The sequence below is a fragment of the Denitrovibrio acetiphilus DSM 12809 genome (genome assembly GCF_000025725.1).
In the GTDB taxonomy this organism is placed as follows: Bacteria; Chrysiogenota; Deferribacteres; order Deferribacterales; family Geovibrionaceae; genus Denitrovibrio; species Denitrovibrio acetiphilus.
Map to the genome: position 1 here is coordinate 864436 of NC_013943.1, position 24339 is coordinate 888774.

The 24339-nt window shown below is 43.1% G+C and carries 18 protein-coding genes; 9 read left to right on the forward strand and 9 right to left on the reverse strand.

Annotated features, from left to right (window positions below; translation table 11 throughout):
• The first annotated feature begins 83 nt into the window (after positions 1–83).
• Positions 84–1721: a bacteriohemerythrin gene (locus DACET_RS04220; protein WP_169304183.1), complete on the forward strand. Its 1638-nt coding sequence runs from the start codon at positions 84–86 to the stop codon at positions 1719–1721.
• On the opposite strand, the gene DACET_RS15395 is transcribed toward DACET_RS04220, so the two are convergent.
• Genes DACET_RS15395 through selA form a run of 5 tightly spaced genes read right to left on the reverse strand, consistent with a single transcriptional unit; the run spans position 1702 to position 10135 of the window.
• Positions 1702–2661: a two-component system sensor histidine kinase NtrB gene (locus DACET_RS15395; RefSeq protein ID WP_013010151.1), complete on the reverse strand. Its 960-nt coding sequence runs from the start codon at positions 2659–2661 to the stop codon at positions 1702–1704. The genes DACET_RS04220 and DACET_RS15395 overlap by 20 nt on opposite strands.
• A gap of 3 nt (positions 2662–2664) precedes the next feature.
• Entirely contained in the window at positions 2665–4914 is a 2250-nt protein-coding gene (locus DACET_RS04230) for a penicillin-binding protein 1A (protein WP_013010152.1), read from the reverse strand.
• A 40-nt stretch (positions 4915–4954) separates the two neighbouring features.
• The gene (uvrB, locus tag DACET_RS04235; protein ID WP_013010153.1) at positions 4955–6931 is read right to left on the reverse strand and encodes an excinuclease ABC subunit UvrB; all 1977 of its coding nucleotides are present in this window, start codon (positions 6929–6931) and stop codon (positions 4955–4957) included.
• A gap of 1 nt (position 6932) precedes the next feature.
• A complete protein-coding gene (gene selB / locus DACET_RS04240; protein WP_013010154.1) occupies positions 6933–8786 on the reverse strand; it encodes a selenocysteine-specific translation elongation factor in 1854 nt (617 codons plus the stop codon).
• Positions 8783–10135 carry an L-seryl-tRNA(Sec) selenium transferase gene (gene selA, locus DACET_RS04245; protein WP_013010155.1) on the reverse strand — a complete coding sequence of 451 codons (1353 nt, stop codon included), beginning with the start codon at positions 10133–10135 and terminating at the stop codon, positions 8783–8785. The genes selB and selA overlap by 4 nt, the downstream gene beginning before the upstream one ends.
• Positions 10136–10357: 222 nt before the next feature.
• On the opposite strand from selA, the gene DACET_RS04250 reads away from it, so the two are divergent.
• The 6 genes from DACET_RS04250 to trmFO all read left to right on the forward strand — a co-directional run bounded on the left by DACET_RS04250 (position 10358) and on the right by trmFO (position 18669).
• Positions 10358–12130, forward strand: coding sequence for a methyl-accepting chemotaxis protein (locus DACET_RS04250; protein ID WP_013010156.1), 1773 nt, complete (start codon positions 10358–10360; stop codon positions 12128–12130).
• A 251-nt stretch (positions 12131–12381) separates the two neighbouring features.
• A complete protein-coding gene (locus DACET_RS04255; protein WP_013010157.1) occupies positions 12382–13482 on the forward strand; it encodes a M20 metallopeptidase family protein in 1101 nt (366 codons plus the stop codon).
• An 11-nt stretch (positions 13483–13493) separates the two neighbouring features.
• Positions 13494–14633, forward strand: coding sequence for a DNA-processing protein DprA (gene dprA / locus DACET_RS04260; RefSeq protein WP_013010158.1), 1140 nt, complete (start codon positions 13494–13496; stop codon positions 14631–14633).
• Positions 14596–15012, forward strand: coding sequence for a DUF494 family protein (locus DACET_RS04265; protein WP_013010159.1), 417 nt, complete (start codon positions 14596–14598; stop codon positions 15010–15012). The genes dprA and DACET_RS04265 overlap by 38 nt, the downstream gene beginning before the upstream one ends.
• Positions 15013–15024: 12 nt before the next feature.
• The gene (gene topA, locus DACET_RS04270; protein WP_013010160.1) at positions 15025–17373 is read left to right on the forward strand and encodes a type I DNA topoisomerase; all 2349 of its coding nucleotides are present in this window, start codon (positions 15025–15027) and stop codon (positions 17371–17373) included.
• Positions 17374–18669: a methylenetetrahydrofolate--tRNA-(uracil(54)-C(5))-methyltransferase (FADH(2)-oxidizing) TrmFO gene (trmFO, locus tag DACET_RS04275; RefSeq protein WP_013010161.1), complete on the forward strand. Its 1296-nt coding sequence runs from the start codon at positions 17374–17376 to the stop codon at positions 18667–18669.
• Between the two features lie 2 nt (positions 18670–18671).
• Here trmFO and DACET_RS04280 read toward each other — a convergent pair whose 3' ends face one another.
• Positions 18672–19415 (reverse strand): N-acetylmuramoyl-L-alanine amidase-like domain-containing protein, encoded by a 744-nt coding sequence (locus DACET_RS04280; protein WP_013010162.1) that lies wholly within the window; start codon positions 19413–19415, stop codon positions 18672–18674.
• The gene (locus DACET_RS04285) at positions 19399–19851 is read right to left on the reverse strand and encodes a 2-thiouracil desulfurase family protein (RefSeq protein ID WP_013010163.1); all 453 of its coding nucleotides are present in this window, start codon (positions 19849–19851) and stop codon (positions 19399–19401) included. The genes DACET_RS04280 and DACET_RS04285 overlap by 17 nt, the downstream gene beginning before the upstream one ends.
• A 51-nt stretch (positions 19852–19902) precedes the next feature.
• Here DACET_RS04285 and DACET_RS04290 point away from each other — a divergent pair, with 51 nt between their 5' ends.
• Positions 19903–20841, forward strand: a complete 939-nt coding sequence (locus DACET_RS04290; RefSeq protein WP_013010164.1) for a tyrosine recombinase XerC — start codon at positions 19903–19905, stop codon at positions 20839–20841.
• 441 nt (positions 20842–21282) lie between these two features.
• Here the strand turns inward: DACET_RS04290 and DACET_RS04295 are convergent, their stop codons facing one another.
• Together DACET_RS04295 and pckA are read right to left on the reverse strand one after the other, a co-directional pair.
• On the reverse strand, positions 21283–21906 hold the full coding sequence (locus DACET_RS04295; protein WP_013010165.1) for a carbonic anhydrase: 624 nt from the start codon (positions 21904–21906) through the stop codon (positions 21283–21285).
• Positions 21907–22008: 102 nt separating this feature from the next.
• Positions 22009–23598, reverse strand: coding sequence for a phosphoenolpyruvate carboxykinase (ATP) (gene pckA, locus DACET_RS04300; protein WP_013010166.1), 1590 nt, complete (start codon positions 23596–23598; stop codon positions 22009–22011).
• A 409-nt stretch (positions 23599–24007) separates the two neighbouring features.
• Between pckA and DACET_RS04305 the strand changes: the two genes are divergently transcribed.
• Positions 24008–24304, forward strand: coding sequence for an HNH endonuclease (locus tag DACET_RS04305; protein ID WP_013010167.1), 297 nt, complete (start codon positions 24008–24010; stop codon positions 24302–24304).
• Positions 24305–24339: the final 35 nt, after the last annotated feature.

The window sequence follows — 24339 nt, forward strand, 5'->3', positions numbered from 1 at the left end:
ATATATTTACACTGTATTTTATTTTATGTAATATACCGACTGATTGTTTTATTTTTTGCAGAGATCAAGGGGTAAAAATGCAGATGAATACGTGTAAAGGTTTTTTGCCTAAGATGGTGCTTATCTTTTTGTTTCAAGGTGCCATTGCTCTGGTAATCTTCCTAACTAACTATCTTTATTTAAAAAAAGCTTCAACCATGCCGGCAGCAGAAGTTCAGACTTATCTTTATGATTCACTGTCTAAGTCTGTTTTCAACTCTCTGTCACTTTTATCGGTAGGGCTGATTATTGCTGTTCTGGCAGCATATTTTATCAACAGAAATTTTCTGAATGGCATTTCCAACATAGAACAGACGCTTTCAGAGATTGATAAAGGGCAGATGGATGTGCGTGTTGACGAAAACTCGGTTGGCGGACTTTGTGAGATGGGGAAACTTATCAACCATATGGCGGCAAAATTTGATTCCACCATATCGAGCTTTCACTTTGCCTCGAATAACATCGGGAGTGCTTCGAAAAATCTGATTGATATATACGGTTCTGTCAATGAAATGGTTAACAATGTAAATGACAGTGTGGTGAGTGTGAGCTCAGCAGCAGAGGAGCTGAATGCGACAGGGCACAATGTGCTTGATATGTGCCGTGAATCTTCAATCAGCATAGATAAATGCAACGATCAGGTTGTATGCGGGAAAAGTGTAATAAGCGAGAGCAGGAAAAGCATGGAAGAGATATCAACCGGTATTAACTCCATTGTGGATGTTGTGCACGGTTTTCAAGTGCAATCCCACGAGATAGGTCAGATAGTTGTTGCTATTAATGAGATAGCAGAACAGACAAACCTCTTAGCACTGAATGCCGCAATTGAGGCGGCAAGAGCAGGAGATCATGGGCGCGGCTTCGCCGTTGTGGCGGACGAAGTGCGTAAGCTTGCCGGAAAGACATCAGACTCTACAAAACAGATTGAAGACGTCATTAAAGATTTGCAGGCAAGGATAAACGAAGTAAACCATTCCGTGAAGTCCTCTGTTGACCTTGTAAATAAAGGTATTGAGCTTTCGGATAACTCGGTTGAGGCAATTGAGGAGATCAATCAGAATATTATGTATGTCGCAGAACAGATCAGAGGTATTGTTCACTCGAAAGAGGAAGAGGCGCATGCTCTGGGAGATGTCACAAGGAGCACTACGGACATAAGTGGTCAGACAGCGGATATAGTTAAAGTTGTTCATGAGTCTTTTCTTGCAGGAGAAAATCTGACTGGGCTTGCAGGCAGTATTTCATCAAAGACACGGGGTTTTAAGTCTAAGAAGATGGATAAATTCATGCCGTGGACGAAAGAGATGGAGCTTGGCGTAAAAATATTTGACGATCAGCATAAGAAGCTGGTTCAGATGATTAATGATCTTTATGACACAATGCAGCAGAATAAAGGTGCTGATGCTCTGCTTAAAATATTAAACGATCTTGTAGAATATACTGTTTATCACTTTGATAATGAAGAGGAGATGTTTGCGAAATATAACTACAGCAGACAGAAAGAGCATATAAAAATACATACGGATCTTAAGAACACCGCAGTTGAACTGAGAGAGAAAATTCTTGCTGGAGAAGCTGTTGTCGGGTTTAACGTTATACGTTTTCTTGAAGACTGGCTGATGAACCATATCCTCGGTGAAGATAAAAAATATGCAGAACTGTTTAAGTCAAAAGGTCTGTAGGCATCATAGGAATATAGATCATAAATGAAGTACCTGTTCCCGGGGTGGACGAAACTTCGATCCGCCCTTTATGCTTTTCAGTGATTTCTTTTGCGATAACCAGCCCAAGCCCGGTTCCTCTGTTTTTTGTAGAGAAGAACGGGGTAAATAGCCTGTTGAGTATCTCTTCTGTTATCCCAGGACCATTGTCGATTATGGAAATTTTCAGCATCGGCAGTGCCCAGTTTTCCTTTTTATTAATGTATTTTATAGTCGGGTCTATGGACAAATACAGAGATATCTGACCTGTTTTCTGAGCTTCACATGCGTTTTTTATAAGGTTATTGACTGCCATGAAAAGCTTCTTTCTGTCTGCGATAATGTTTTCCAGAGAGGGTTCTATCTGGACTGACAGCTTGATGTCCGGAAAGAGGACATAGAGCGAGTCCTTAAGCTCTTCCAGAAAGGCAAGAATGTTGAACTCCGAGTATTCAATCTCCATCTCCGAAAGCATCCTGATATTCTGCATAATGTGCTTTATGCGTTCAGTTTCGTTGAGGATAATTCCTGCGCATTTGCGGATATATTCGTCACTGCTTTTGGCTAGGATGAGCTGTGATGTGCCGTCTATTACTGTGAGCGGGTTTTTCATCTCATGTTGAAATGAACTGATATCGAAAAGTTCTTCAAGGTTTGGTCTGAATTCGTCTACATTGATAATGAGCACACGTCTGACAGGCGGACCTGGTTCTATGGTTTTTATACCGAAAAGCCTGTGCTGAAGTTTGATTGTATTTTGTCCGGCGTTAATATGTTCAAGGATAAATCTCTTAAAATTTTTTATGCCTGCTTCGATGCCTGTCTGCAAAAACTTTTCACCGGCATTATTCATGTCTGTGATCTTGCCTCCGGATATCTCGAAATACGCAGAACGCAGATTGCTGAAATTGCAGTCAGGCATAAATTACTCCGTCATTGTCATAGGCTTTTCAAATGGTTCAAAAGTGTAATCACCACTGAAACTGTTTGTTATTTCGTGTGTTTCTGCATCCACACGGAAGTATGCCACATCTCTGGAGACAGGGAACAGCATTTTTCCGAAGTTGTCCTGAATTGACTGAGTGAACTTTACCCATGCAGGAAGAGCAGTGTTCGACCCTGTCCGCCATCTGCCAATAGGTTTAAAGTCGTCAAATCCCACCCATACTCCGCTTACGAGGTCAGGCATATAACCTACAAACCATGTGTCTTTGTTGTCATTTGTTGTACCGGTTTTACCTGCTATCAGTTTGGGTATAACCTTTGCTCTTTTAGCAGTTCCGTTCACTACAACATTTCTCATCATATCAACCATTATGTGTGCTGTTCCTTCCTTGAGAACAGGGATGGGGTCGGAAGGTTTATACTCTTTTATGATCTCCCCTCTGGCATTTTCGATTTTTGTGATGAAAAAAGGATCGTGTCTGACTCCCAGATTTGGAAATGTTGAAAAGGCGTAAACCATCTCCATAAGGGAAACAGCGCCGGAGCCTATGCTTACAGAGAGGTCTCTGTTTATCTGCTCCTCTATGCCAAATTTGTGTGCCTGCTCTATGATTTTGTCGATTCCCACTTTTTCTGCAACTTTGATAGTGACAAGGTTACGCGATTTTGTGAGAGCTTCTTTAAGGGTCGTGTGTCCGAAGAATTTACCTGAGTAGTTTGCCGGCTTCCAGAATTCGCCTTCGCCGTCAAGCTCTTTGATAACCGGTGCGTCAAGAACCTGTGACATGATGTTCATTCCGTTTTCAAGGGCTGCGGCATAAACAATAGGTTTGAACAGACTGCCCACCTGACGCTTTGCCTGAAACGACCTGTTAAACATGGATTTGCGATAGTCAAAACCACCCACCATTGCGTATATTTCCCCCGTGGCGGGATTTGCAGAGAGCAGAGCTGACTCAAGGTCAGGTTCCTGCGTCAGTCTGTAATGTTTATTTTCTTCATCCAGAAGTGTTACATATACTATATCGTTTTTATTGAGTATTCTTCTGAAATCGGTATTGCGGTAATAGCTTGATTTGTAAGGTCTTGCCCACCTGTTTTCTTTGATGTAAAGCCGTCCTTCACCGTTAAGGGTGGTCAGCCAGACATCATCCTCTTCTACCTTTGTGACCAGTGCTCTTTCGAAATTCAGCTCTTTCAGATAATTTTTCTGCATCTCCAGCACTTCTTCGAGATGATCGACTTCAGGGTTATACGTTGCTATTTCGCCTCTGAAACCAAGAGCTTCTGACATTTCTATGAGGTTGGCTTTTATGGAGTCTTCAGCTTTTTTCTGCATGTCTAAATCCAGGGTGGTATAAACCAGCAGACCCGCTGTGTCAACATCTTCAACCCCTTCATGCTCTTTAAGGTGGCGGATTACATAGTCAACGAAATATCCGGCAGCCATATTCTTCGGCGGGATCTTATCGATGATAATATCTTCTTCAAGTGATGTGGTTTTATATTCGTCTTCAGTTATAAAGCCTGTTTCGTACATACGGAAGAGGACGTGGTTTCGTCTCTTTTGTGCTTTATCAGGGTTCAGGTGGGGTGCATATATCCCCGGCGCTTTCGGAACGCCAGCTATCATGGCTTCTTCCGCCAGTGTAAGCTCGCCTACGTGTTTGCCGTAATAGTTAACAGCAGCGGCTTCCACCCCGTACGCCCCCCGTCCGAAATAGACCTGATTAAGATACATCTCAAGTATTTTCTTTTTTGACAGGGCTTTATCAATACGATATGCAAGTATCGCCTCTTTCACTTTTCTTTTAAGTTTTTTTTCAGGGGTGAGGTAGATGATCTTCACGAGCTGCTGAGTGAGGGTGCTCCCCCCTTCAACGACACGTCCAGCCTTAACGTTGGTTATAAAGGCACGGAGAATCCCCATAAGGTCAACCCCCCCGTGTTCATAAAAACGGGCATCTTCGACAGCCACAACTGCATTCTGAAGCATCTCCGGGATGTCTTCTATCGGCAGTGGATAGCGTCTTTCAGAGCCAAGCTCTGCTATGGTTTTTCCGTTTCTGTCATATATAATAGTTGGTCTTTTATACTCATAGTCTTTCAGGTCTTTTATGGAAGGAAGCTCACGGCTTAGTTTATAAATGTAGCCGAAAACACCGCCGGAGATAGCTATAGTCATTATCACACAGAAGATTATAAAATATTTAAGAACTTTTTTGATCATTACTTTACCTTTATGAAGACCGCCCGTCTGAGCGGATTATTTATTTTTTGCCGGAAGTATATTCAAAGAGCATGTCGCGTACCCGTGCCGCTTTTTCAAACTCAAGGTTCTGGGCATGTTCCTGCATAAGTTTTTTCAGGGCTTCGATGTCCGCTTCACGGCGTCCCGATAATGTTATACCTATATCATCATTAATATCAACTGTTACGTAGTCTTTTTCGTAAATTGATTCGAGTATGTTGCTTATCTCATTTTTAATTGTTTGCGGAGTTATGCCGTGCTCTTTGTTATATAGGAGCTGTTTTTCCCGCCTGCGTTTTGTTTCGTCCAGTGCTGACTGCATGGAGCGGGTTATCTTTTCAGCGTAGAATATCGCACGTCCGTTAACATTCCTTGCTGCACGTCCGATGGTCTGTATGAGCGATTTTTCAGAGCGCAGAAATCCCTCTTTGTCAGCATCAAGGACAGCGACAAGGCTTACCTCCGGAATATCCAGCCCCTCACGCAGAAGGTTTATCCCCACCAGAACATCAAATTCTCCCAGCCGAAGCTGTTTGAGGATGCGGATGCGCTCAAGGGTATCTATCTCTGAATGAAGGTATTTTATTCTCACGCCCATGTCGTCGTAATATTTGGTAAGCTCCTCTGACATCCGTTTGGTCAGGGTGGTGACGAGGACGCGTTCACCTTTTTCTGCTGTTTTGCGTATTTCGTTATAGAGATCGTCAACCTGATTTCTGGATGGACGAACCTCAATAGGCGGATCCATAAGCCCTGTGGGGCGGATAATCTGTTCAGCAAGAAGCCCCATTGATTCTTTTAATTCGAAATCGTCAGGTGTTGCGGAGACGTACATTATGCGGTTAACACGCTCACGGAACTCTTCAAACTTGAGCGGTCTGTTGTCCAGAGCCGCAGGCAGGCGGAAACCGTATTCCACCAGTGTTGTCTTTCTGCTCCTGTCGCCGTTATACATCCCTTTGATCTGCGGAATTGTCATGTGGGATTCGTCCACAATGACGAGGGCATCTTTGGGAAGGTAGCTGAGAAGGGTAGGAGGTGTGTCACCGGGCTGTCTGTTTTCAAGTATCCGTGAATAGTTTTCTACACCGTTGCAGTATCCGGTTTCCAGCATCATTTCTATATCGAACATAGTTCTCTGGGTTAGCCGTTGCGCTTCCAGCAGTTTGTTCTGATTTTCAAATTCTGTACATCGCTGTGCCAGCTCTCTCTTAATAATAGAGACAGCATCTTCAATGGTTGTGCTGGTGGTGACATAGTGGGTATTCGGGTATATTGCAACTTTCGGTCGTTCTTTAATGGTTTTGCCTGTTAAGGGGTCAAATTCGCTTATTCTGTCCACTTCGTCGCCGTAGAATTCAATCCGGTAGGCAAGGTCGTCTTCGTGAGCAGGGAAAACTTCCAGAGTATCCCCTTTAACGCGGTATGTGCCGCGGTGAAAGTCGTATTCGTTTCTCTCATATTGTATTTCAACAAGTTTTTTGAGAACAGTCTCCATTTCAACATCTTCATTTACTTCAAGGTGTACAAGCATCCCGTGGTAAGCTTCCGGTGAACCGAGACCGTAAATGCAGGAAACAGAGGCAACAATCAGAACGTCACGTCTTTCAAGAAGGCTTCTTGTGGCTGAGTGACGCAGTTTATCAATATCCTCGTTTATAGAGGAGTCCTTTTCTATGAAAGTATCTGTCTGAGGTTTATATGCTTCCGGCTGGTAATAGTCGTAATAACTGACGAAATATTCCACAGCATTGTTAGGAAAAAACTTCTTAAATTCACCATACAGCTGTGCAGCAAGAGTTTTGTTATGAGCTATGACAAGGGTTGGAACATTAAGCTGCTGCACAACATTTGCCATAGTATAGGTTTTACCGGAGCCTGTTACACCGAGCAGAACCTGCGCATTTTCGCCGGATTGATAGTTTGCCACAAGCTGACGGATTGCTTCCGGCTGGTCGCCTGCGGGTTGGTAGTCGGACACAAGTTCAAAACTCATATCATTTGATTTTTAACATCCTTTTATTATCTTTATTAACAAAGAGTCCTGTCTTATCGAGCTGTTCCATAAGGGGAACCAAAAGCTTTCTGGGCAGACCAAAGTGGTTTTTCATCGCAGTAAGATCAACATGACCGTTCTTTTTACATTCAAAAGACGCTTTTTCGATAAAAGAGTTCAGAAGTTCCATTGTGACATGATTGTTTCCTTCAATATTTTTTGCAAGACTTCTGTTGCAGAGATAGTGAAGGCATTTCTGTACCTGATTAACCGGAATATTCATTTTTTCTGAGAGCAGCGTACTGTTTGACATGAGCGGGTCGGATTTCATCTGGTTCAGTACGGATATAGCCAGCTCCTCGAAGGGGTCTTTCTCCCTCTTTTTCAAGGTTTGTCCGTCAAATATATAGTCCTGTTTCTGCGCTCTCTCTATTATGCGGTTTATTATATCAAAACGCACAGGGTCCGGGAGCTGTTCGCATGTATGCTGAATCTTGCTGATGGCAAGAACTCCTTTTTTATTAAGGGATTGTATCGTATTTTCGACAAAAGTCTCCAGATTTCTGCTGTCCAGAATAAAACCCTGAAAGTTGGCTATGTTTAGTTGAGCCAGTTTCATTGCAAGCTCATTGCGTATCAGACCGGAAAATTGTATCGGCTCAGGGAGTTTGATCCCGCAGTGGAAAATCTCAACTGCTTTTTTAAGAGCGTTGTCATAGTCGTGAACGCTGAGGTAATTGAGTATTTCGCCGGCAAATTTCCTGTCGGGGAATGTTTCCTCTATACCCAGTACCCTGCCTCCGGCAATACTCATCTGCGGGCTTGCAGACCTGATAATGAGTGGTTCGTCAAAATATGGAATGACCGGTCTGTCAAGTCTTATAAAACAGTTGGCTCTTTCGCCTGCTGCGAGTTTCTTATTGTCATAAAAGAGGAGCTTCCCTTCGCAGGAGAGTGCGCCAATGTATATGGAATATGTTTTGTTGTGCCTGAGGGATACTTTTTCATGAAGCCCTTCGAACACAGTGATATTTGCGAAAATACCTCTTGTGGAAATTATATTTTTGTTGTCACTGAGGATATCGCCGCGGTTAACATCATCTATGGAAAAGTCAGGAAGGTTGATGGCTGTTCTTTCCCCTGCGACAGACTTTTTCACTGTCTTGTCGTGGACTTGTATTGCTTTAATCCTCGCGGCTTTCATGTTTCTGATATTGAAAAGCAGTGTATCCGGTGCAACCTGCCCAAACAGCGATGTGCCTGTAACTACTGTTCCGCTCCCTTTAATGGAAAATACACGGTCAGCACGAACAACATAGCACCTTTTCTGAATCTTCTGATGTATTTTCGTAGAGCATCTGCCGATTGCCTCTCTTAACTTTTCAATAGATTTCTGATCATTTATATTCGTATGCACTATGTCGCTTATTTTTATGGCGCATGCAGCGAACAGTTTTCGGACGCCATTTTCGGCGGATTGTATCTGCTCCGGAGATGCGATATCTGTCTTTGTCAGAGCGACGACACAGTAGCGCACGCCTATTGTCCGTATGATGTTGTAATGCTCAATGGTCTGCTGACGTACCCCTTCTCTGCTGTCCACACAAAATAATACGGAGTCAAACCCAACAGAGCCTGCAATCATTGTTTTGATGAGTCCTTCGTGCCCCGGCACGTCAACGAATGATATATTTGCCTGTTCCGTTTCCATACCTGCAAAGCCAAGCTCTATGGTTATCCCTTTCTCTTTTTCAGCTTTGAGTCTGTCAGGGTCTTTGCCTGTGAGGGCAAGTACAAGGGATGATTTACCGTGGTCTATGTGTCCGGCAGTTCCGAAAATTAAACTTTTTTTCATACCGCACCCTCCACAGCTTCGCATACAATTGTATATTCCTGTTCATCGATTGTACGTATGTCCAGAACAACCTTATCATCTATTATTCTTGCCACAACAGGTGTTGCTGCGTTTCTTAAGCATTTATCAACAGCAGAAGACCGTTTACCTGAGTGTACTATTATACCGTATGAGTCCTGTTCAGCAAGAGGGCAGCTCCCTCCGCCGACAGTTGATTTTATCTTTATGATTGTAGTTTTGCAGGATAGCATAGAAACGAGTTTTTCGGCTCTTTTGAAAAGGCTTTCAGGGGGTTCGGTGAGCATTCTGTTTACAGGCAGTTCGTTGTCGTTTCTTTCGAGATATTTCCTGAATGTTCCCTGAAGGACAGCAAGTGTCAGTTTGTCCACCCGCAGCATTCTCATGAGAGGGTTTTTCTTTATCTTTTTTATCAGGTCTTTCTTACCGGCTATGATCCCAGCCTGACATCCGCCGAGCATCTTGTCTCCGCTGAAGGAGACTATATCAATACCCTTTGAAATAACTTCGGGTATGGTCTGATCTCCACAGACGCTTTCAGGAATGATTTTTCTGAAAAGACCGCTGCCTGCATCGTAATATGATATGACTCCCTGATGTTTCGCCTCTCTGGCTATTTCATCAAGAGATGTTTCTTCTGAAAAACCGACTATTTCATAGTTACTCTTATGTACTTTCATAAACATTGCAGTCTTGCTGGAAACGGAGCCTGCATAATCTGAAATACGTGTTTTGTTTGTGCTGCCTACTTCCACCAGCTTTGCACCGCTTCTGCTCATAACATCGGGCACACGGAATGATCCGCCTATTTCAACCAGCTCACCCCTGCTGACTGCGACCTCTTTATTCCGGGCAAGAGTATTCAGGATGATGAATACTGCCGATGCATTATTATTTACAACAATTGCATCTTCTGCTCCTGTGAGTTCACATAGGTACTGTGCTGTATGGTGATATCTGTCCCCGCGCTTCCCATTGGCGACATCATACTCAAGGTTAGAGTATCCGGAAGAAATCTCTATCGCCTCTTCAAGGACGGATTTATCTATGGGGGAGCGCCCAAGGTTTGTGTGTATGGGGACGCCTGTGGCGTTGATAACTTTATGAAGTGTCCCTCTGGTCAGTTTATGATATTCTGATTTAACTTCTTGAATTATTATTTGTAAATCAGGCACTTCGGTATCTTTGTCGATTATATCACAGCGTATATTCTCCAGCACGTTCCTTGCTGCTTTCTTCAGGAGAACGGAGTTCAGACCGGTAAATTCTGGTGCAGATGCCAGCTTGTCTATCTGAGGAAGTTTCCGCAATTTTTCATTATTGTTATTCATAATATATACCTATTGAGTTGTCGAGTTTACTACACTCCGGCATAATTGACAAATTGCTTTTACAAAGTATTGAATTTGCACTGTGAACTATGAACAAATATATTAACTTGAGATTAAATTATTTAATTATTATTTGATTAAGTCAACGCTATGAAATCTTTGTTGACTTGAGGAATTTCTTTGACTAACTTGGTAGTAATTTATTACTACGGAGAAACAATTATGAAAGTGTTAGACATGAGGAAGATGAGTATCTCCATTCAGGTGCTTGTCCCGACACTGATTGTTCTTATCTTTGTATTTGCAGTTATTTTCTTTGTGACACAGAGAGCAAACACAAAAATCGCAGAAACAATTTCTAATAAAAGATCCAGTGAAATGCTGAGAGTGCTTGAATATGTCGTAAATGCAGACATTGCTGAAGAGGGGGCAGTGGGAGATGTTTATGATGATATTCAGAAGTTTGTTTCCAGTATGCCTCTGGGCGAAAATGGCTATTTTTTTATTATGGATGTAAAGGGGAATCTTCTCTATCACATTAACAGTAAAATGAAAGGTGAGAATATCGCCGGTTATGATTTTGTAAAAACCATGCTCAATACCACTGAAGGGGACATTATCTATGACTTTAAAGGTAAAACAAAATGTGTCTCTTTTAAACATCTTAATTCTAAAGGGTGGGTGATTGCAGCAGGTTATGAAGTAAATGAACTTTACGCTCCTTTCAGGCAGGTTGAAAAGATAATACTCGGACTTTGTCTCTCCGGGCTGTTTGTGTTGAGCGTTATGCTTATATTCATCATTAAAATGCTCCAGCGTAATATAAAACACACTCTGGATTCATTTATAGAAGTTGCCAAAGGCAACCTGACACGCCAGGGGAAAGGTAAAAAACTTGTTTCATGCTGGGAGGCAGTTGACTGTCACGACAAAAATTGCTCTGCATATGGTGTCGAAGGGCTGCCTTGTCACCTTACTGTTGGAAGTGAAGCACCGAATTTCAACCTCCCTGTGGAATGCACACGCCTTACCGATGGCACACACAACAATTGCAAAGAGTGTGATTACTATACAGGGCATCTGCGGAATAGCAACGAACTGCTGGAGATGGACAGTTATAAAGAGTCTATGATATTTAAGCTTACCAAGTCCCTTATGGATATTAAAGAGACTGCTGATAAACTGAATACAGGCTCAGGGATACTTTCAAGCTCAACAGAAGAGCTGAGTGCAAATGTTTTACAGCAGAATCAGGAAGTCAGCCAGATTAACACTGCAATGGAGCAGATTAATGCAGGAGTGGAGGATGTTGCGCAGAAGGTAACTGAAACAGAAACACTGGCTTCTGACAGCCGGTCATATGCCGAAGAGTCAGAAAAAAATACCCTTGCTGCAAAAAACATGATCGGTGATGTCGTCTCGTCCAGCTCAGTTCTTATAGAAAACATAAATATATTAAAAGAAAATTCTGAGTCCATGAACAGCATTCTGGGGCTGATAAACGATATTGCAGATCAGACAAATCTGCTCTCTCTGAACGCTGCTATTGAGGCTGCCAGGGCAGGTGATGCAGGCAGAGGATTTGCTGTTGTGGCAGATGAAGTTAGAAAACTTGCCGAAAGGACTGTTGATTCTGTTAAAGAAATCTCAGGCATTATTAACCAGAATAATCAGACAGTTGATAAAGCTGTTAAAGATGTTCAGGGGAATATCGCCCAGATATCAGGGGTGGCGGATTTTATGGAAAAACTGAACGAATCATCAATTCTGACAAAAAATAATGCAGAAACTACCGCTGATAATATTTCTCAGGTTGCAGCAGCTATACAACAGCAGGCAGCAGCAATAGCACAGATGGAGAATGCTATTAATCAGGTTTCAGTCGGGGTTGCGGAGATAGCTTCTGCTACGGAAGTTTTATCTGAGATGAGCTCGGATCTTAAAGATGACGGTGAAATACTCGAAGGTGAAGTTGATAAGTATAATTTTGATTAGAGTGTTGTAATATAAAATAAATTTGATGGCATCAAACCGTCATTGCGAGGAGCATTGTGACGAAGCAATCTGAATATGCATAGTGTCGCTGCCGCTGTAAGATTGCTTTACTCCGTTCGCAATGACTTTTGCAATATTTATAAATAGTTTAAGATCGGCAGAAATGCCGGTCTTTTTTTTGTTTCAAAATAATAACCTTAAAGGTATGTTTAATATATGTTCCTGAGAGATGTATAGAAGGAGAATAAAAAATGTATCAGATAGATGAAAAACAGATGAACGCTGACCTTAAAGAGCTTTATAATCGTGCAGAACCCTCTGGAGAGGAGTATGAAACATCAAAATACGTAAAAAGCCGTCTGGAGAGTATGGGGCTTTCATATAAAGAGGCGTTTGTTACCGGTCTTTTCGGTACGCTTGATGTCGGCGCTGCAAGAACAATAGCCATTAGAGCTGATATGGATGCGCTCCCTTATGATGAGGAGGGAGGAGAATACCGTCATCTTTGCGGGCATCATGCTAATATGACAACTTTGTTGACAATACTTGAAACTCTGGTTAAAGTTAAAGCTAAACTAAATGTGAATGTAAGGTATATCTTTCAGCCAGCTGAAGAAACCGTTAACGGATCCGTGAAGATGATTGAAGCAGGATGTATGGAAGGGGTGGACGAAATTTTTGCCACTCATACTCAGCCACATGTCGAGTTTGGTAAAGCAGCCCTTTTGGAAGGGCCTGCAATGGCTGGTGCCAATCACTTTGATGTAGTTTTAAAGGGTATGTCGACTCACGCAGCAATGCCTCATATGGGGACAGATACCGTTACTGCGGCTGCAGAATATATAATAGGATGCCAGACGATACTTACACGTAAGAAAAGCCCTATACTTAACGGACTTATCTCGTTTGGTGCTGTCAACGGCGGTTTTGCGGCAAATATTCTTCCGGAGGAAGTCCGACTGAAAGGGACTTTCCGTTTTTTTGACAACAGTGTCCAGAAGCTTATTGAGCATGGAATGCGTGTAAGACTTAAAAATATTGAATATTTCTACGGGGTAAAAGGTGAGTTAGCTGTCCACGAAGGGACGCCGCCCGTGATTTGCGACAGAGAAATAACAGAAAAACTAAGAAACATAGCAGAGGCAAAAGGGATAGCCCTTGGAAGCCACGAAAAAGAGATGGGGGGAGAGGATTTTGCATTTTATCTTGAGCTTGCCCCCGGAGCTTTTATATGGCAGGGCTCCAGACAGGGGGAGAGCCACCCGCCCCTCCACAATAAAGCGTACACTGTTCCCGAAGGGGCAACCCTTCCGGCTGTCAGGCTTCTTGTGGAATATATATTGTCTCACTAACCGGAGAGGATGTGACATCTGATATTGCAATAGAAACGCTTAAGCTGAGGTGTGTCCGAGGTGTTGAAGAAACCGTAATGGAGAAGATATACGCCGGAGCGGGGACGCTTACAGGCGCTTTGAAGCTTGATATGGGCGCACTGAGAACATACGGCATAAAAAAGGAAATATCAGAGAATATTGTAACATCGAATATAGACAAACAACTTTTTAAATCCGAACTGAAGGCTCTGGAAGAGTGCAGGGCGGATATCTTATGTATAGATGACGAGGACTATCCGGAAATGCTCCGGCAGACAGTGGGCGCACCTTGCCTGCTTTTTGCCAGAGGCGACACAGCTTCTTTTAAGCGTCCGGCTATTGCTGTGGTTGGTTCAAGAAACGCCAGCCGTGCAGCATGTGACTTCAGCAGACGGTTAGCCTGTGATCTTGGCGAGGCAGGGTTCAATATCGTCAGCGGATTTGCCAAGGGGATAGACATTCATGCCCATCTGGGAGCAGTCGAGAGAGGGGTAACAACAGCAGTTATGGGGTGCGGAGTTAATCATTTTTTCCCGCAGGATAACTTGAAGCATCTTAATAAAGTTCTCGCCAAAGGCTGTGTGGTCACAGAGTTTTTGTCAAACTGTCACCCCGCCCAGAGGAATTTCCCACGACGAAACAGAATAATAAGCGGCTTGTCATTTGGGGTGATAGTTGTAGAGGCGTCTGACAGGAGCGGTTCGCTGATTACTGCCAGATTAGCCGGGGAGCAGGGGAGAGATGTCTTTGCCGTACCTGCTTTTCCCGACAACAGAAATACAGCCACAAACGCCCTTTTGAAAGCAGGTGCAATACTTACAGAGTCGTATTTCGATGTCATAGAAGAGTTAAAATACCAAATAGGCAACCTTAAAGAAGTTGACAAGCAAGAGACGAGTGTATTAGAGTTTGGTAGTCCTGAGCAAGCAAAGCTCTTCGACCTGCTGATGAGAGGCACGCTGAACCCGGATGAACTCAGCGCCATGTCGGGGTTTGATATTGAGAGCGTTGTAATAAACCTTGCGCAAATGGAGCTTGAGGGGTATGTTTTCAGGGAAATCGACGGTAAGTACCGGGCTGCCGGAGGACTCAATGGACAAAATTGTCATAGCACTCAATCTGGTGATTGATTATCTTGAATTTAGCGAAAAGACCACGGAGAAAGATATCAAAGATTACCTCTTTAACACAGGATTTGACGATCATGAGATCAGGCAGGTTCTGACTGTTCTGGATATAAGTAATTTTGATGGAAATCTCTGGTTCAGAGTTTTTACCAAAAAAGAGAAAAACACACTTTCAGCCGATGCCATAAGCTATTTGCAGAAACTGCACTTATCAGGTATCCTTGACCCCCTTGGTCTGGAAGATGTTATAGAAAGTGCCATTACAGGTGAAGGATACAAGGTTGACGTGGAAGCGATAAAAAACCTTGCTCTCTACAGCCTTATGGAACGCAAATCACTCTATGCCTCTGGTGTGGATGAATACGAAGACTATTTGAATTGATACGGAAGTAATATGCCCAAAAATCTAGTTATAGTGGAATCACCCGCCAAAGCGCGGACAATCGAAAAATACCTCGGAAGAAACTTTAAAGTGCTTGCGTCTGTGGGGCACGTCAAAGACCTGCCGGCAAGCAGCCTTGGTGTTGACCTCGACAATGATTTTGAACCTAAATACTCTATTATCAGAGGGAAGAAAAAAATCATAGACGAGCTTAAAAAAGTAGCAAATTCTGCGGAGAATATCTATCTCGCGCCTGACCCCGACCGTGAAGGGGAGGCTATTGCATGGCACATAGCAGAAGAGCTGGGGAAAAAGAACAAAGGTAAAATTTACCGTGTACTCTTTAATGAGATTACCAAAAAAGGTATCGAAGACGGTATCAAAAACACCGGTCCCATAAACGAAAACAGGACAAATGCACAACAGGCGAGACGTATCCTCGACAGATTAGTCGGATATCTTGTCAGCCCGCTTCTGTGGAAATCCCTTAAATACGGACTTTCTGCCGGGCGAGTGCAGTCTGTTGCTCTCAGGCTTCTTGTGGAGCGTGAGGAAGAGATTGAAAAGTTTAAACCGGAAGAGTACTGGCTTATTGACGTTACCTTTAAAGGCGGTCAGAAGGCACTCCTTAAAGCAAGGCTTGAGAAGAAGAATGGTAAAAAATACAGAGTTCCTAACGGCGAAGAGGCCGAAGCTGTTCTGGCTGCTCTGAAAGCCGGTTCTTATAACGTTAACGAAGTTATCCGCAAGGAAGTCTTTGAACGTGCACCTCTCCCTTTTATCACCTCAAAGCTGCAACAGGAAGCCGCAAGGAAACTTAGTTTCTCTGCAAAGCGTACTATGATGCTTGCCCAGCGCCTTTACGAAGGTATAGAGCTCGGCAGTGAAGGACCTGTGGGTCTTATCACATATATGAGAACGGACTCTACAAGGGTTTCTCCTGATGCTACAAACGAGGCGAGAGGATATATTGAGAAACAGTACGGAAAAGAATTTCTCTCTAAGGGTGTGAAAGGCGGATCGAAAAAGAAAAACGTTCAGGATGCCCACGAAGCAATACGCCCGACATCTGTGGCGATCACTCCTGAAAGCGTCAAAAAAATTCTCGATACTGACCAGTATAAACTTTACAAACTGATATGGGATAGATTTGTGTCCAGCAACATGGCGGATGCTGTCTATGACCAGAACACGATACATATTGCAAACGGACCCTATCTGCTTAAGTCACAAGGGAAAGTAATGAAATTTCCCGGCTTTCAGACACTCTATATCGAAGGTGTCGATGAGAGCAAAGAGAAAGATCAGGAGGTCATCTTTGATGTAAAAGAAGGTGAGACTCTTAATCCTGAAAAACATGACAGCAAGCAGATGTTTACACAGCCGCCTGCAAGGTATTCTGAAGCGACACTTGTTAAAACACTTGAAGCTGAAGGGATAGGTCGCCCGTCAACTTATGCTTCTATTATTTCAACACTCATCGACAGAGAGTACGCAAATATGGAAGAGAAACGCTTTAAGCCGACAGAGCTGGGGCGTGTTGTCTGCTCACTTCTGATAGCAAACTTTGACCGCATATTTGAACCTAAATTTACAGCAGGTATGGAAGAGGATCTGGACAGTGTGGAAGCCGGCGAGCTTACATGGAAAGGTGTTCTCAGAGATTTCTATGCTAAATTTAAACCTGAGCTTGAAAAAGCGGAGAAGCAGTTTTCCGCCAATCTGAAAATAGAGATGAAGTGTCCGGTATGCGAAAAAGACCTTACCATAAAATACGGACGCAACGGCAATTTTGTGGCGTGCACCTCTTACCCTGAGTGTAAGTTTACGTCTAATTATGAACGTCTTGAAGACGGCTCTTTTAAACTTGTCCCGAAAGAGGAAGACAAACCTTCCGGCATCGAATGTGAGAAATGCGGTAAAGAACTTGTTTTCAAGAAAACACGCTTCGGCGAAGTATTAGCGTGCCCGGGCTACCCGGAGTGCAAAAATATAAAGAACTATGTCACACTACCTGATGGCGAGATCAAGATCCTCGCAGCCGGAGAAGAGATCGGCACTCCTTGCCCTAAATGTGAGGCTGGGCTGACTATCAAAGGCGGAAGGAACGGCATGTTTATAGGGTGCAAAAATTATCCTGACTGCGACTTCACAGCGAACATGGAAGTCAACGAGCAGGGGGACATCATCCCTAAATATGATAAAGTTGACGAAAACGTTAAATGTGAGAAATGCGGAAAACCGATGGTTCTGAAAAAGAGCCGTCGCGGTAAGTTTTTCGCTTGTACCGGTTATCCCGAATGCAAAAATGCTAAATCAACAATAGTGCTTGAAGACGGTACTATCTCTGTAAAGGAATAAATGGGTAAAACAGTTTATATAGCTGGCGGCGGTCTTGCAGGCTGTGAGGCCGCTTACTATCTTGCTGAAAGAGGTCATGAAGTTAAGCTGTATGAGATGCGCCCGCTTGTGCAGACCCCTGCACACGAAACCGAATTTCTCGGTGAACTCGTATGTTCCAACTCCCTGAAAAGCACACTTCCCGACACATCCAGCGGACTTCTCAAAGAAGAGATGAAAATACTGGGCAGTCTCGTTTTAGCGGTTGCGTATCAGTGTCAGGTCCCTGCCGGAAATGCTCTGGCTGTGGACAGGCTGGACTTTGCGAAGGGGATAGATGAAATTATCCGCAATCATCCTCACATTGAGGTTATATCGGAAGAGCTTACCGACATCCCTGCTGACCGTCCATGCATAATAGCCACCGGACCTCTGACATCCGATAAGCTAGCAGAGAAGATCAAGGAACGTTTCGGCGGTGGGCTTTACTTTTTTGATGCCATTGCCCCTGTGATATCCTTTGACTCTGTGGATATGGAAAAAGCATTTTTCAAAAGCAGATGGGAAAAGGGCGACAACGATTACCTCAACCTCGGCATGAACAAAGAGCAGTACGAACTTTTTTATAATGAAATGATGGCTTCCGAAAAGACTGAGTTTAAAGATTTTGAAAAGCTGAACGTATACGAAGGCTGTATGCCTATTGAGGAGATGGGGGCTCGTGGACCCCAGACACTTACTTTTGGCCCTTTTCGCCCTGTGGGGCTCAGGCACCCTGTTACCGAAGAGAAATACTATGCTGTTGTCCAGCTCCGCAAGGAGAACAAAGAGGGGACAGCTTATAACCTTGTCGGCTGTCAGACCAAGATGAAGATCCCTGAACAGAAACGTGTTTTCAGGCTTATTCCCGGACTCGAAAATGCTGAATTCTTACGTTTTGGCAGTATTCACCGCAATACTTATATTCATTCCCCGGGAAACCTTAAGAGAACATTTCAGACGACAGCAGATAAAGATTTATACTTTGCTGGACAGATCACAGGTGTTGAAGGATATCTCGAATCCGCCGCATCAGGCATTTTGGCAGCACATTCCATCATATACCCTGAGTTCGAAGGATTTCACGAAGAGACAGCTCTTGGCGCACTTGCCCGTCATGTCTCCGGTGAAGTAGCTGAGAATAAAAAGGAATATGTTCCATCAAACTTTCATTTCGGTATGCTCCCAGGTCATGGGGAAAAAATTCGTGATAAAAAATTGAAAAAACAGATGTATGCAGACCGAGCTCTGGAGCATTATAAGCATCTTTGCGACTGATCTTATATAGGTCTGAATATAATTATCCCTCTCACCTTTGTCATGTATTCTCTGAAAGGATAATCAACAACTTTACCCTTAAGTGATGATGCATTTCTGAAAAACTCACCGTTACTGTTTCTTATAAAAATGCCTGTGTGAGTTGCATCAAGTCCCGCTTTGTCGCTGTAAATACCTATATAATCTCCGGTTTTGAGTGTTTTGATAACTTCTTTATCAATGATCGAAGCGGGAAGATAAGTTACCATTCGCATGGTTTGCGGCAGATTTTTGAGCCAGCTGTTTTTGTCTGACCTGCGGTTAATGTATTTTTCCACAGTTATGGTACCAGCTATCTCAGGCGTTATGTCTTTTACGGTATTAAGATCGCCTGATATCCAGTCTGTAAAAAAATGTTTTCTGTTAACGTAATCGACTTTTCCGCTGAAATATCTGACTTGTTTCAGGTTCTTTATGAAATTCTCGGCATTGTCGGACAATCGCAAAGCTTCCACAGTGTCCAGAAAGGTGAAGCAGTCAACCCCATTAAGGTTAACGACAAGTTCTTCTTTTGAGTCAGGGCTTCCCTTAAGGGTTCCGTCTGCATACGGGGTACCCAGAAGTTGTTGGGATATATAAGCTATCCTGTCTCCGGCGCTGCTTATGTGAGAAGACTTTGACAGAATATTGTCAACTTTGCCAGTGTCCCACCCGACCAGAAGCAGAAGTGCTACAGTCAGCAGAATTAGTTTAGATATCTTCTTCACTTATAACCTTTATCCCTTGTCTGCGAAGCAATGCTGTTGCAACACCTTCGCCGGGTTGTTTTGTACCGTCGAATTTACCTGTATAAATGCAGCTGCTTCCACAGGAAGGGCTTCGTTGTTTTAAAACAGCAAATTCAACATTATGTTCTCTGGCAAGTTCGAGGGTCTTTTTCGCACCGATCACAAAAGCACCTGTGTGGTCACTCCCTTTGCTGCCTCTTACTATTGTATCGCCGTCCAGCACATCTGAACCGCTCATACCCTGTATCTCACATGCCTCTCTTGGAACAGGGAGACCACCCAGAACTTCAGGACATACTGGGATAACTTCGTATTTTGCCATAAGGTCGTTAATTTTATCAGAAACTTCAATAACTTCTGCATTGTATCTGACGTTTTCGCCTAAGAGACATGCACTTACAAGTATTTTTTTCATTCAGTCATTATTACACAAATTTTATTTTTTGCGAATAGCAAGATTGCATAAATGATAAAAGCGTCCGATAATAAGTTTATGCAGATAGATAAAGCAGTTTCAATATTCCTTAAATTTATGCAGCAGGAGAAGGGAGCGTCCGATCATACTATCAAGAATTACTCCCGTGATCTTGCAGACCTGTGTATGTATCTGGAGGATTCGGCTATTGACGACATTCAGGATGCTGATTTTTTCACTTTGCGGGGGTTTGTGGCGATGTTGTTTGACAAGGGGCTGGCAAAGTCAACTATAGAGCGGAAGATAGCCTGCCTCAAATCTTTTTTTGCATTTATGCAGAAGAAGAACCACACGGATGATAATCCTGCACGGATGCTGAAGTTTCCTAAAAAGGAGCAGAAAGCATTTAAAGTTTTTAATATTGACAGTATTATAGCTCTTTTGGATGCTCCGGATAAAGATAAGCCGGCTGGTATGCGTGATGCGCTTATTCAGGAACTTATGTATGGAACAGGGGTTCGTGTCAGCGAGCTGGTGGGGCTTAATCTTTCAGATATAGACTTCGGTGGTATGCGTATCCTTGTTCGAGGTAAAGGGAAGAAAGAGCGTATTGTTCCTATAGCAGACATGCATATTGAGATGATCAATGATTATCTTGATGTTAAAATGGATATTTGTAATGGCTATCTACCTGATAATGAAGCAATATTTATTAATAAATTTGGTTCCAGACTTACAGATCGTTCCGTACGCAGGATCGTTGAGAAATATCTGAAGATAGCCGGACTGCCTATGGATTTTTCACCTCACTCATTCAGGCATTCATACGCTACCCATCTCCTTGAAGGGGGGGCAGACCTGCGGACTATTCAGAGTCTTTTAGGGCACGAGTCATTAACCACCACCCAGAAATACACACACTTGAATCTGACGGAACTGCTCCGTGTTTATGATGCCACCCATCCTTTTGCATCCGGTAAGCATGATTAGTAAGCCTGTAACTTTAGAATGACGGAAAAGTGTCATTGCGAACGTATGTGAAGCAATCTTATGCCGTTCAGGATGTAGTATATTCAGATTGCTTCGTCACTTTGTTTCTCGCAATGACGGGAAGGGTGTCATTGCGAACGTATGTGAAGCAATCTTATGCCGTTCAGAATGTAGTATATTTAGATTGCTTCGTCACTTTGTTCCTCGCAATGACGGAAAAGTGTCATTGCGAACGTATGTGAAGCAGTCTTATGCCGTTCAGGATGTAGTATATTCAGATTGCTTCGTCACTTTGTTTCTCGCAATGACGGGAAGGGTGTCATTGCGAACGTATGTGAAGCAATCTTATGCCGTTCAGGGCGTCGTGTATATTCAGATTGCTTCGTCACCTTGTTCCTCGCAATGACGGGAAGGGTGTCGTCGCAGCTGGGGGCGACTGGTTCAGCTAATGAGCTCGAATTCTCCTGTTTCTTTATTAAAGTTGTAAACTTCGCCTTTGGAAATAACATAATACCAACCATATATATGCAGTTCACCTTTTTCATACTTTCTGCTTATGTATGGGTAACTGAGTAGATTTGCCATCTGTTTGACTATATTTATCTGCTCTGTTATCCATGCTTTGTGTTCTGGGTCTGCATCTGGGTGGCGCAGGTGAACTTCGCTTTTTACTCCCTCTATCTGCTCCAGCCAATGTGCAACATTCGGCAGCTGTTCGAGCTGTGTCTTATCAAAATAGATTGCGTTGCATCCGCCGCAGTTGCTGTGTCCACAGACCACTATATTTTCAACATCCAGAGCATTGACTGCATATTCAATAGCGGATGTTGTAGCTGCATATTCTTTTGCTACACGGTAGTGTGGGACAATATTTGCTATGTTGCGGACGACAAAAAGCTCACCGGGCAGGGTCCTTGTGATCAGCTCCGGTACAACGCGTGAGTCTGAACAGCCGATGAATAGTGTGTGTGGCTTTTGTTCGCTGTGGAGTGATTCGTATAATTCTTTTCTCTTTTCGAAGCTTATCTCTCGAAACTTGATTGCACCCTTAAAAAGCTTATCCATTTGGTGCTCCTGTATTACTCATATATTAACAAATCAGTATAGCAAAAAAAAAGGGCTGACGGAATAGTTCCTTCAGCCCATATGTAATAATATTTAAGTAAATTAGATTTTTGGTCCGCCTGCTATGATTTCAGCATCTGTGCCTGCTTCATACTTTTTAAAGTTGGCTTTAAAGTTTTCAGCAAGCTGAGTGAGCTGTGCTTTATACGCAGCCTTATCCTTCCAGCTCTCCACAGGGTGAAGAACGTCAGTGGGGATATCACCGAGGGTTTTAGGGATACCGAAACCGAAGATCTCGTCTTCCATAAACTCGGATTTATCAATTGCACCGGATAGGATAGCTCTTATGATCTCTCTTGTGTGGCTGATTTTAAATCTTGAACCTATACCGTGAGGTCCGCCTGTGAGACCGGTGTTTACCAGATAACATGTAACGTTATTCTCAATGATCTTTTCGCCGAGAAGTTTAGCGTATACAGACGGGTGCCAAACCATGAAAGGCTCTCCGAAACATGAGGAAAAAACTGCTTTTGGCTCTGTCACGCCTTTTTCTGTCCCTGCAACTTTTGCCGTGTAGCCGGAGATGAAGTGATACATTGCCTGAGGTACAGTGAGCTTTGATACAGGTGGGAGAACACCGAATGCGTCATATGTAAGGAAAATTATGTTTTTCGGCATACCGCCTTTACCTGAAGGCTCGATGTTGTCTATGGACTGAAGCGGGTATGAAGCCCTTGTATTCTCTGTGATGCTGTCGTCGTCGAGGTCTACGTTTCGTCCATCGTCCATTACGACATTCTCAAGAACTGTGTTGAATTTCTCTGTTGTGGCGAAAATGTCCGGTTCCATTTCACGGGAAAGGTTGATGACCTTTGCATAACAGCCGCCTTCTATGTTGAAAACGCCTTTATCGTCCCATCCGTGTTCATCGTCGCCTATGAGAGCTCTTTCAGGGTCTGTGGAGAGGGTTGTTTTGCCCGTACCGGAAAGACCGAAGAAAAGTGCGACATCACCGTCTTTGCCTATATTGGCAGAACAGTGCATAGACATAATCCCCTGCTTAGGCAGAAGGTAATTCATAACTGTGAATATGGATTTTTTCATTTCGCCGGCGTATGCTGTACCGCCGATGATAACTACTTTTTTCGCGAAGTTGAGGAGAACAAAGTTTTCGCTGTTAACGCCGTCGAGCTCGCCTTTACATTTAAAGTCAGGACAGCATATGATGGTGAAGTCAGCTTCGAAGTTTGCAAGCTTTGTTTCGTCTGGTTCCTGAATGAACATGTTCTGAACAAAAAGGTTTTGCCATGCGTATTCGTTGATTGCACGTACTCTTATTCTGGAGGCTTCATCTGCACCTGCGTAGCATTCCTGAACGTATACGTCCTTCTGCTGAAGATAAGCACAGAGTTTATTGTATATATTGTCGAATTTTTCCTGAGTGATTGGGACGTTACCTTTTGACCAGTTGACATCACCTTCTGTAGTGTCCTCTTTAACTATGAACTTGTCATTAGGTGAACGGCCGGTGACTGCTCCTGTGAGACAGACTATAGCTCCGCCCTTGGCAATTTTACCTTCGCCATTTTTAATTATTTCTTCATAAAGTTCTGGTGCTGTGAGGTTTCTCTTAACCTCGCCAAGATTGGTGAGACCGTAAACCTCAAGTGCCTTTTGATCTTTATTACTCACTATGTCCTCCAATTTATAATATGGTTCTGCAAACGTATGTGGAGTTTACTTTAAAGTGGGGCTATCATCAAGTCTAAATTTAAAACATTTTTCGCATGCTAAACCCTCTCTGGCGCTGGTTTGCGTGTTTTTTTACTGTAATACCTTTTATTGTGTATTTGAATATTGGGTATGCAAAAATAAGAAACATAAATAGGTTTCTTATGTGACAACGAGTTAAAAAAGTTTAAAATTGAACTAATCGTTTGTTTGAATCGATATGGTTTGCGTAGAAAATAATATGACTGGGGATGCAATGGAGCATATGTTTAATAACAGCCTGTGGAAAAAGAACAGCTTTACAAGCGATGTTTGGAAATAAGGGTATTTTCTTGCAATTATGCAGACAGGTGAATATAATCATGCGGATATGGATAATTTTTTTTTAACTGCTGATGAGAAACACATCAAAAAAGAGAAAGAAAAAGCACGTGAGCTACGCAAAAAGGGCTGGTGGAAGAATAAGCTGGCTGAAGGGAAGTGCCACTACTGTCAGGGGGATTTTAACCCTGCTGAACTGACGATGGATCACATTGTACCTGTTGCCAGAGGTGGTTTCAGCACCAAAGGTAATGTTGTTCCTGCGTGCAAAGAGTGCAACAGCAAAAAGAAATATCTGCTCCCCATAGAGTGGGAAGAGTTTCTGGCTGGTATGGGTAATAAATAATAGTTTTCAACCATTGCGTAATTAATCAGGATTAT

What these genes read in the sequence shown, in the direction of transcription:
- DACET_RS04220 (WP_169304183.1), top strand. Translation starts at nt 84, where the DNA reads ATGAATACGTGTAAAGGTTTTTTGCCTAAGATGGTGCTTATCTTTTTG.
- DACET_RS15395 (WP_013010151.1), bottom strand. Translation starts at nt 2,661, where the DNA reads ATGCCTGACTGCAATTTCAGCAATCTGCGTTCTGCGTATTTCGAGATA.
- DACET_RS04230 (WP_013010152.1), bottom strand. Translation starts at nt 4,914, where the DNA reads ATGATCAAAAAAGTTCTTAAATATTTTATAATCTTCTGTGTGATAATG.
- uvrB (WP_013010153.1), bottom strand. Translation starts at nt 6,931, where the DNA reads ATGAGTTTTGAACTTGTGTCCGACTACCAACCCGCAGGCGACCAGCCG.
- selB (WP_013010154.1), bottom strand. Translation starts at nt 8,786, where the DNA reads ATGAAAAAAAGTTTAATTTTCGGAACTGCCGGACACATAGACCACGGT.
- selA (WP_013010155.1), bottom strand. Translation starts at nt 10,135, where the DNA reads ATGAATAACAATAATGAAAAATTGCGGAAACTTCCTCAGATAGACAAG.
- DACET_RS04250 (WP_013010156.1), top strand. Translation starts at nt 10,358, where the DNA reads ATGAAAGTGTTAGACATGAGGAAGATGAGTATCTCCATTCAGGTGCTT.
- DACET_RS04255 (WP_013010157.1), top strand. Translation starts at nt 12,382, where the DNA reads ATGTATCAGATAGATGAAAAACAGATGAACGCTGACCTTAAAGAGCTT.
- DACET_RS04265 (WP_013010159.1), top strand. Translation starts at nt 14,596, where the DNA reads ATGGACAAAATTGTCATAGCACTCAATCTGGTGATTGATTATCTTGAA.
- topA (WP_013010160.1), top strand. Translation starts at nt 15,025, where the DNA reads ATGCCCAAAAATCTAGTTATAGTGGAATCACCCGCCAAAGCGCGGACA.
- trmFO (WP_013010161.1), top strand. Translation starts at nt 17,374, where the DNA reads ATGGGTAAAACAGTTTATATAGCTGGCGGCGGTCTTGCAGGCTGTGAG.
- DACET_RS04285 (WP_013010163.1), bottom strand. Translation starts at nt 19,851, where the DNA reads ATGAAAAAAATACTTGTAAGTGCATGTCTCTTAGGCGAAAACGTCAGA.
- DACET_RS04290 (WP_013010164.1), top strand. Translation starts at nt 19,903, where the DNA reads ATGATAAAAGCGTCCGATAATAAGTTTATGCAGATAGATAAAGCAGTT.
- DACET_RS04295 (WP_013010165.1), bottom strand. Translation starts at nt 21,906, where the DNA reads ATGGATAAGCTTTTTAAGGGTGCAATCAAGTTTCGAGAGATAAGCTTC.
- DACET_RS04305 (WP_013010167.1), top strand. Translation starts at nt 24,008, where the DNA reads ATGGATAATTTTTTTTTAACTGCTGATGAGAAACACATCAAAAAAGAG.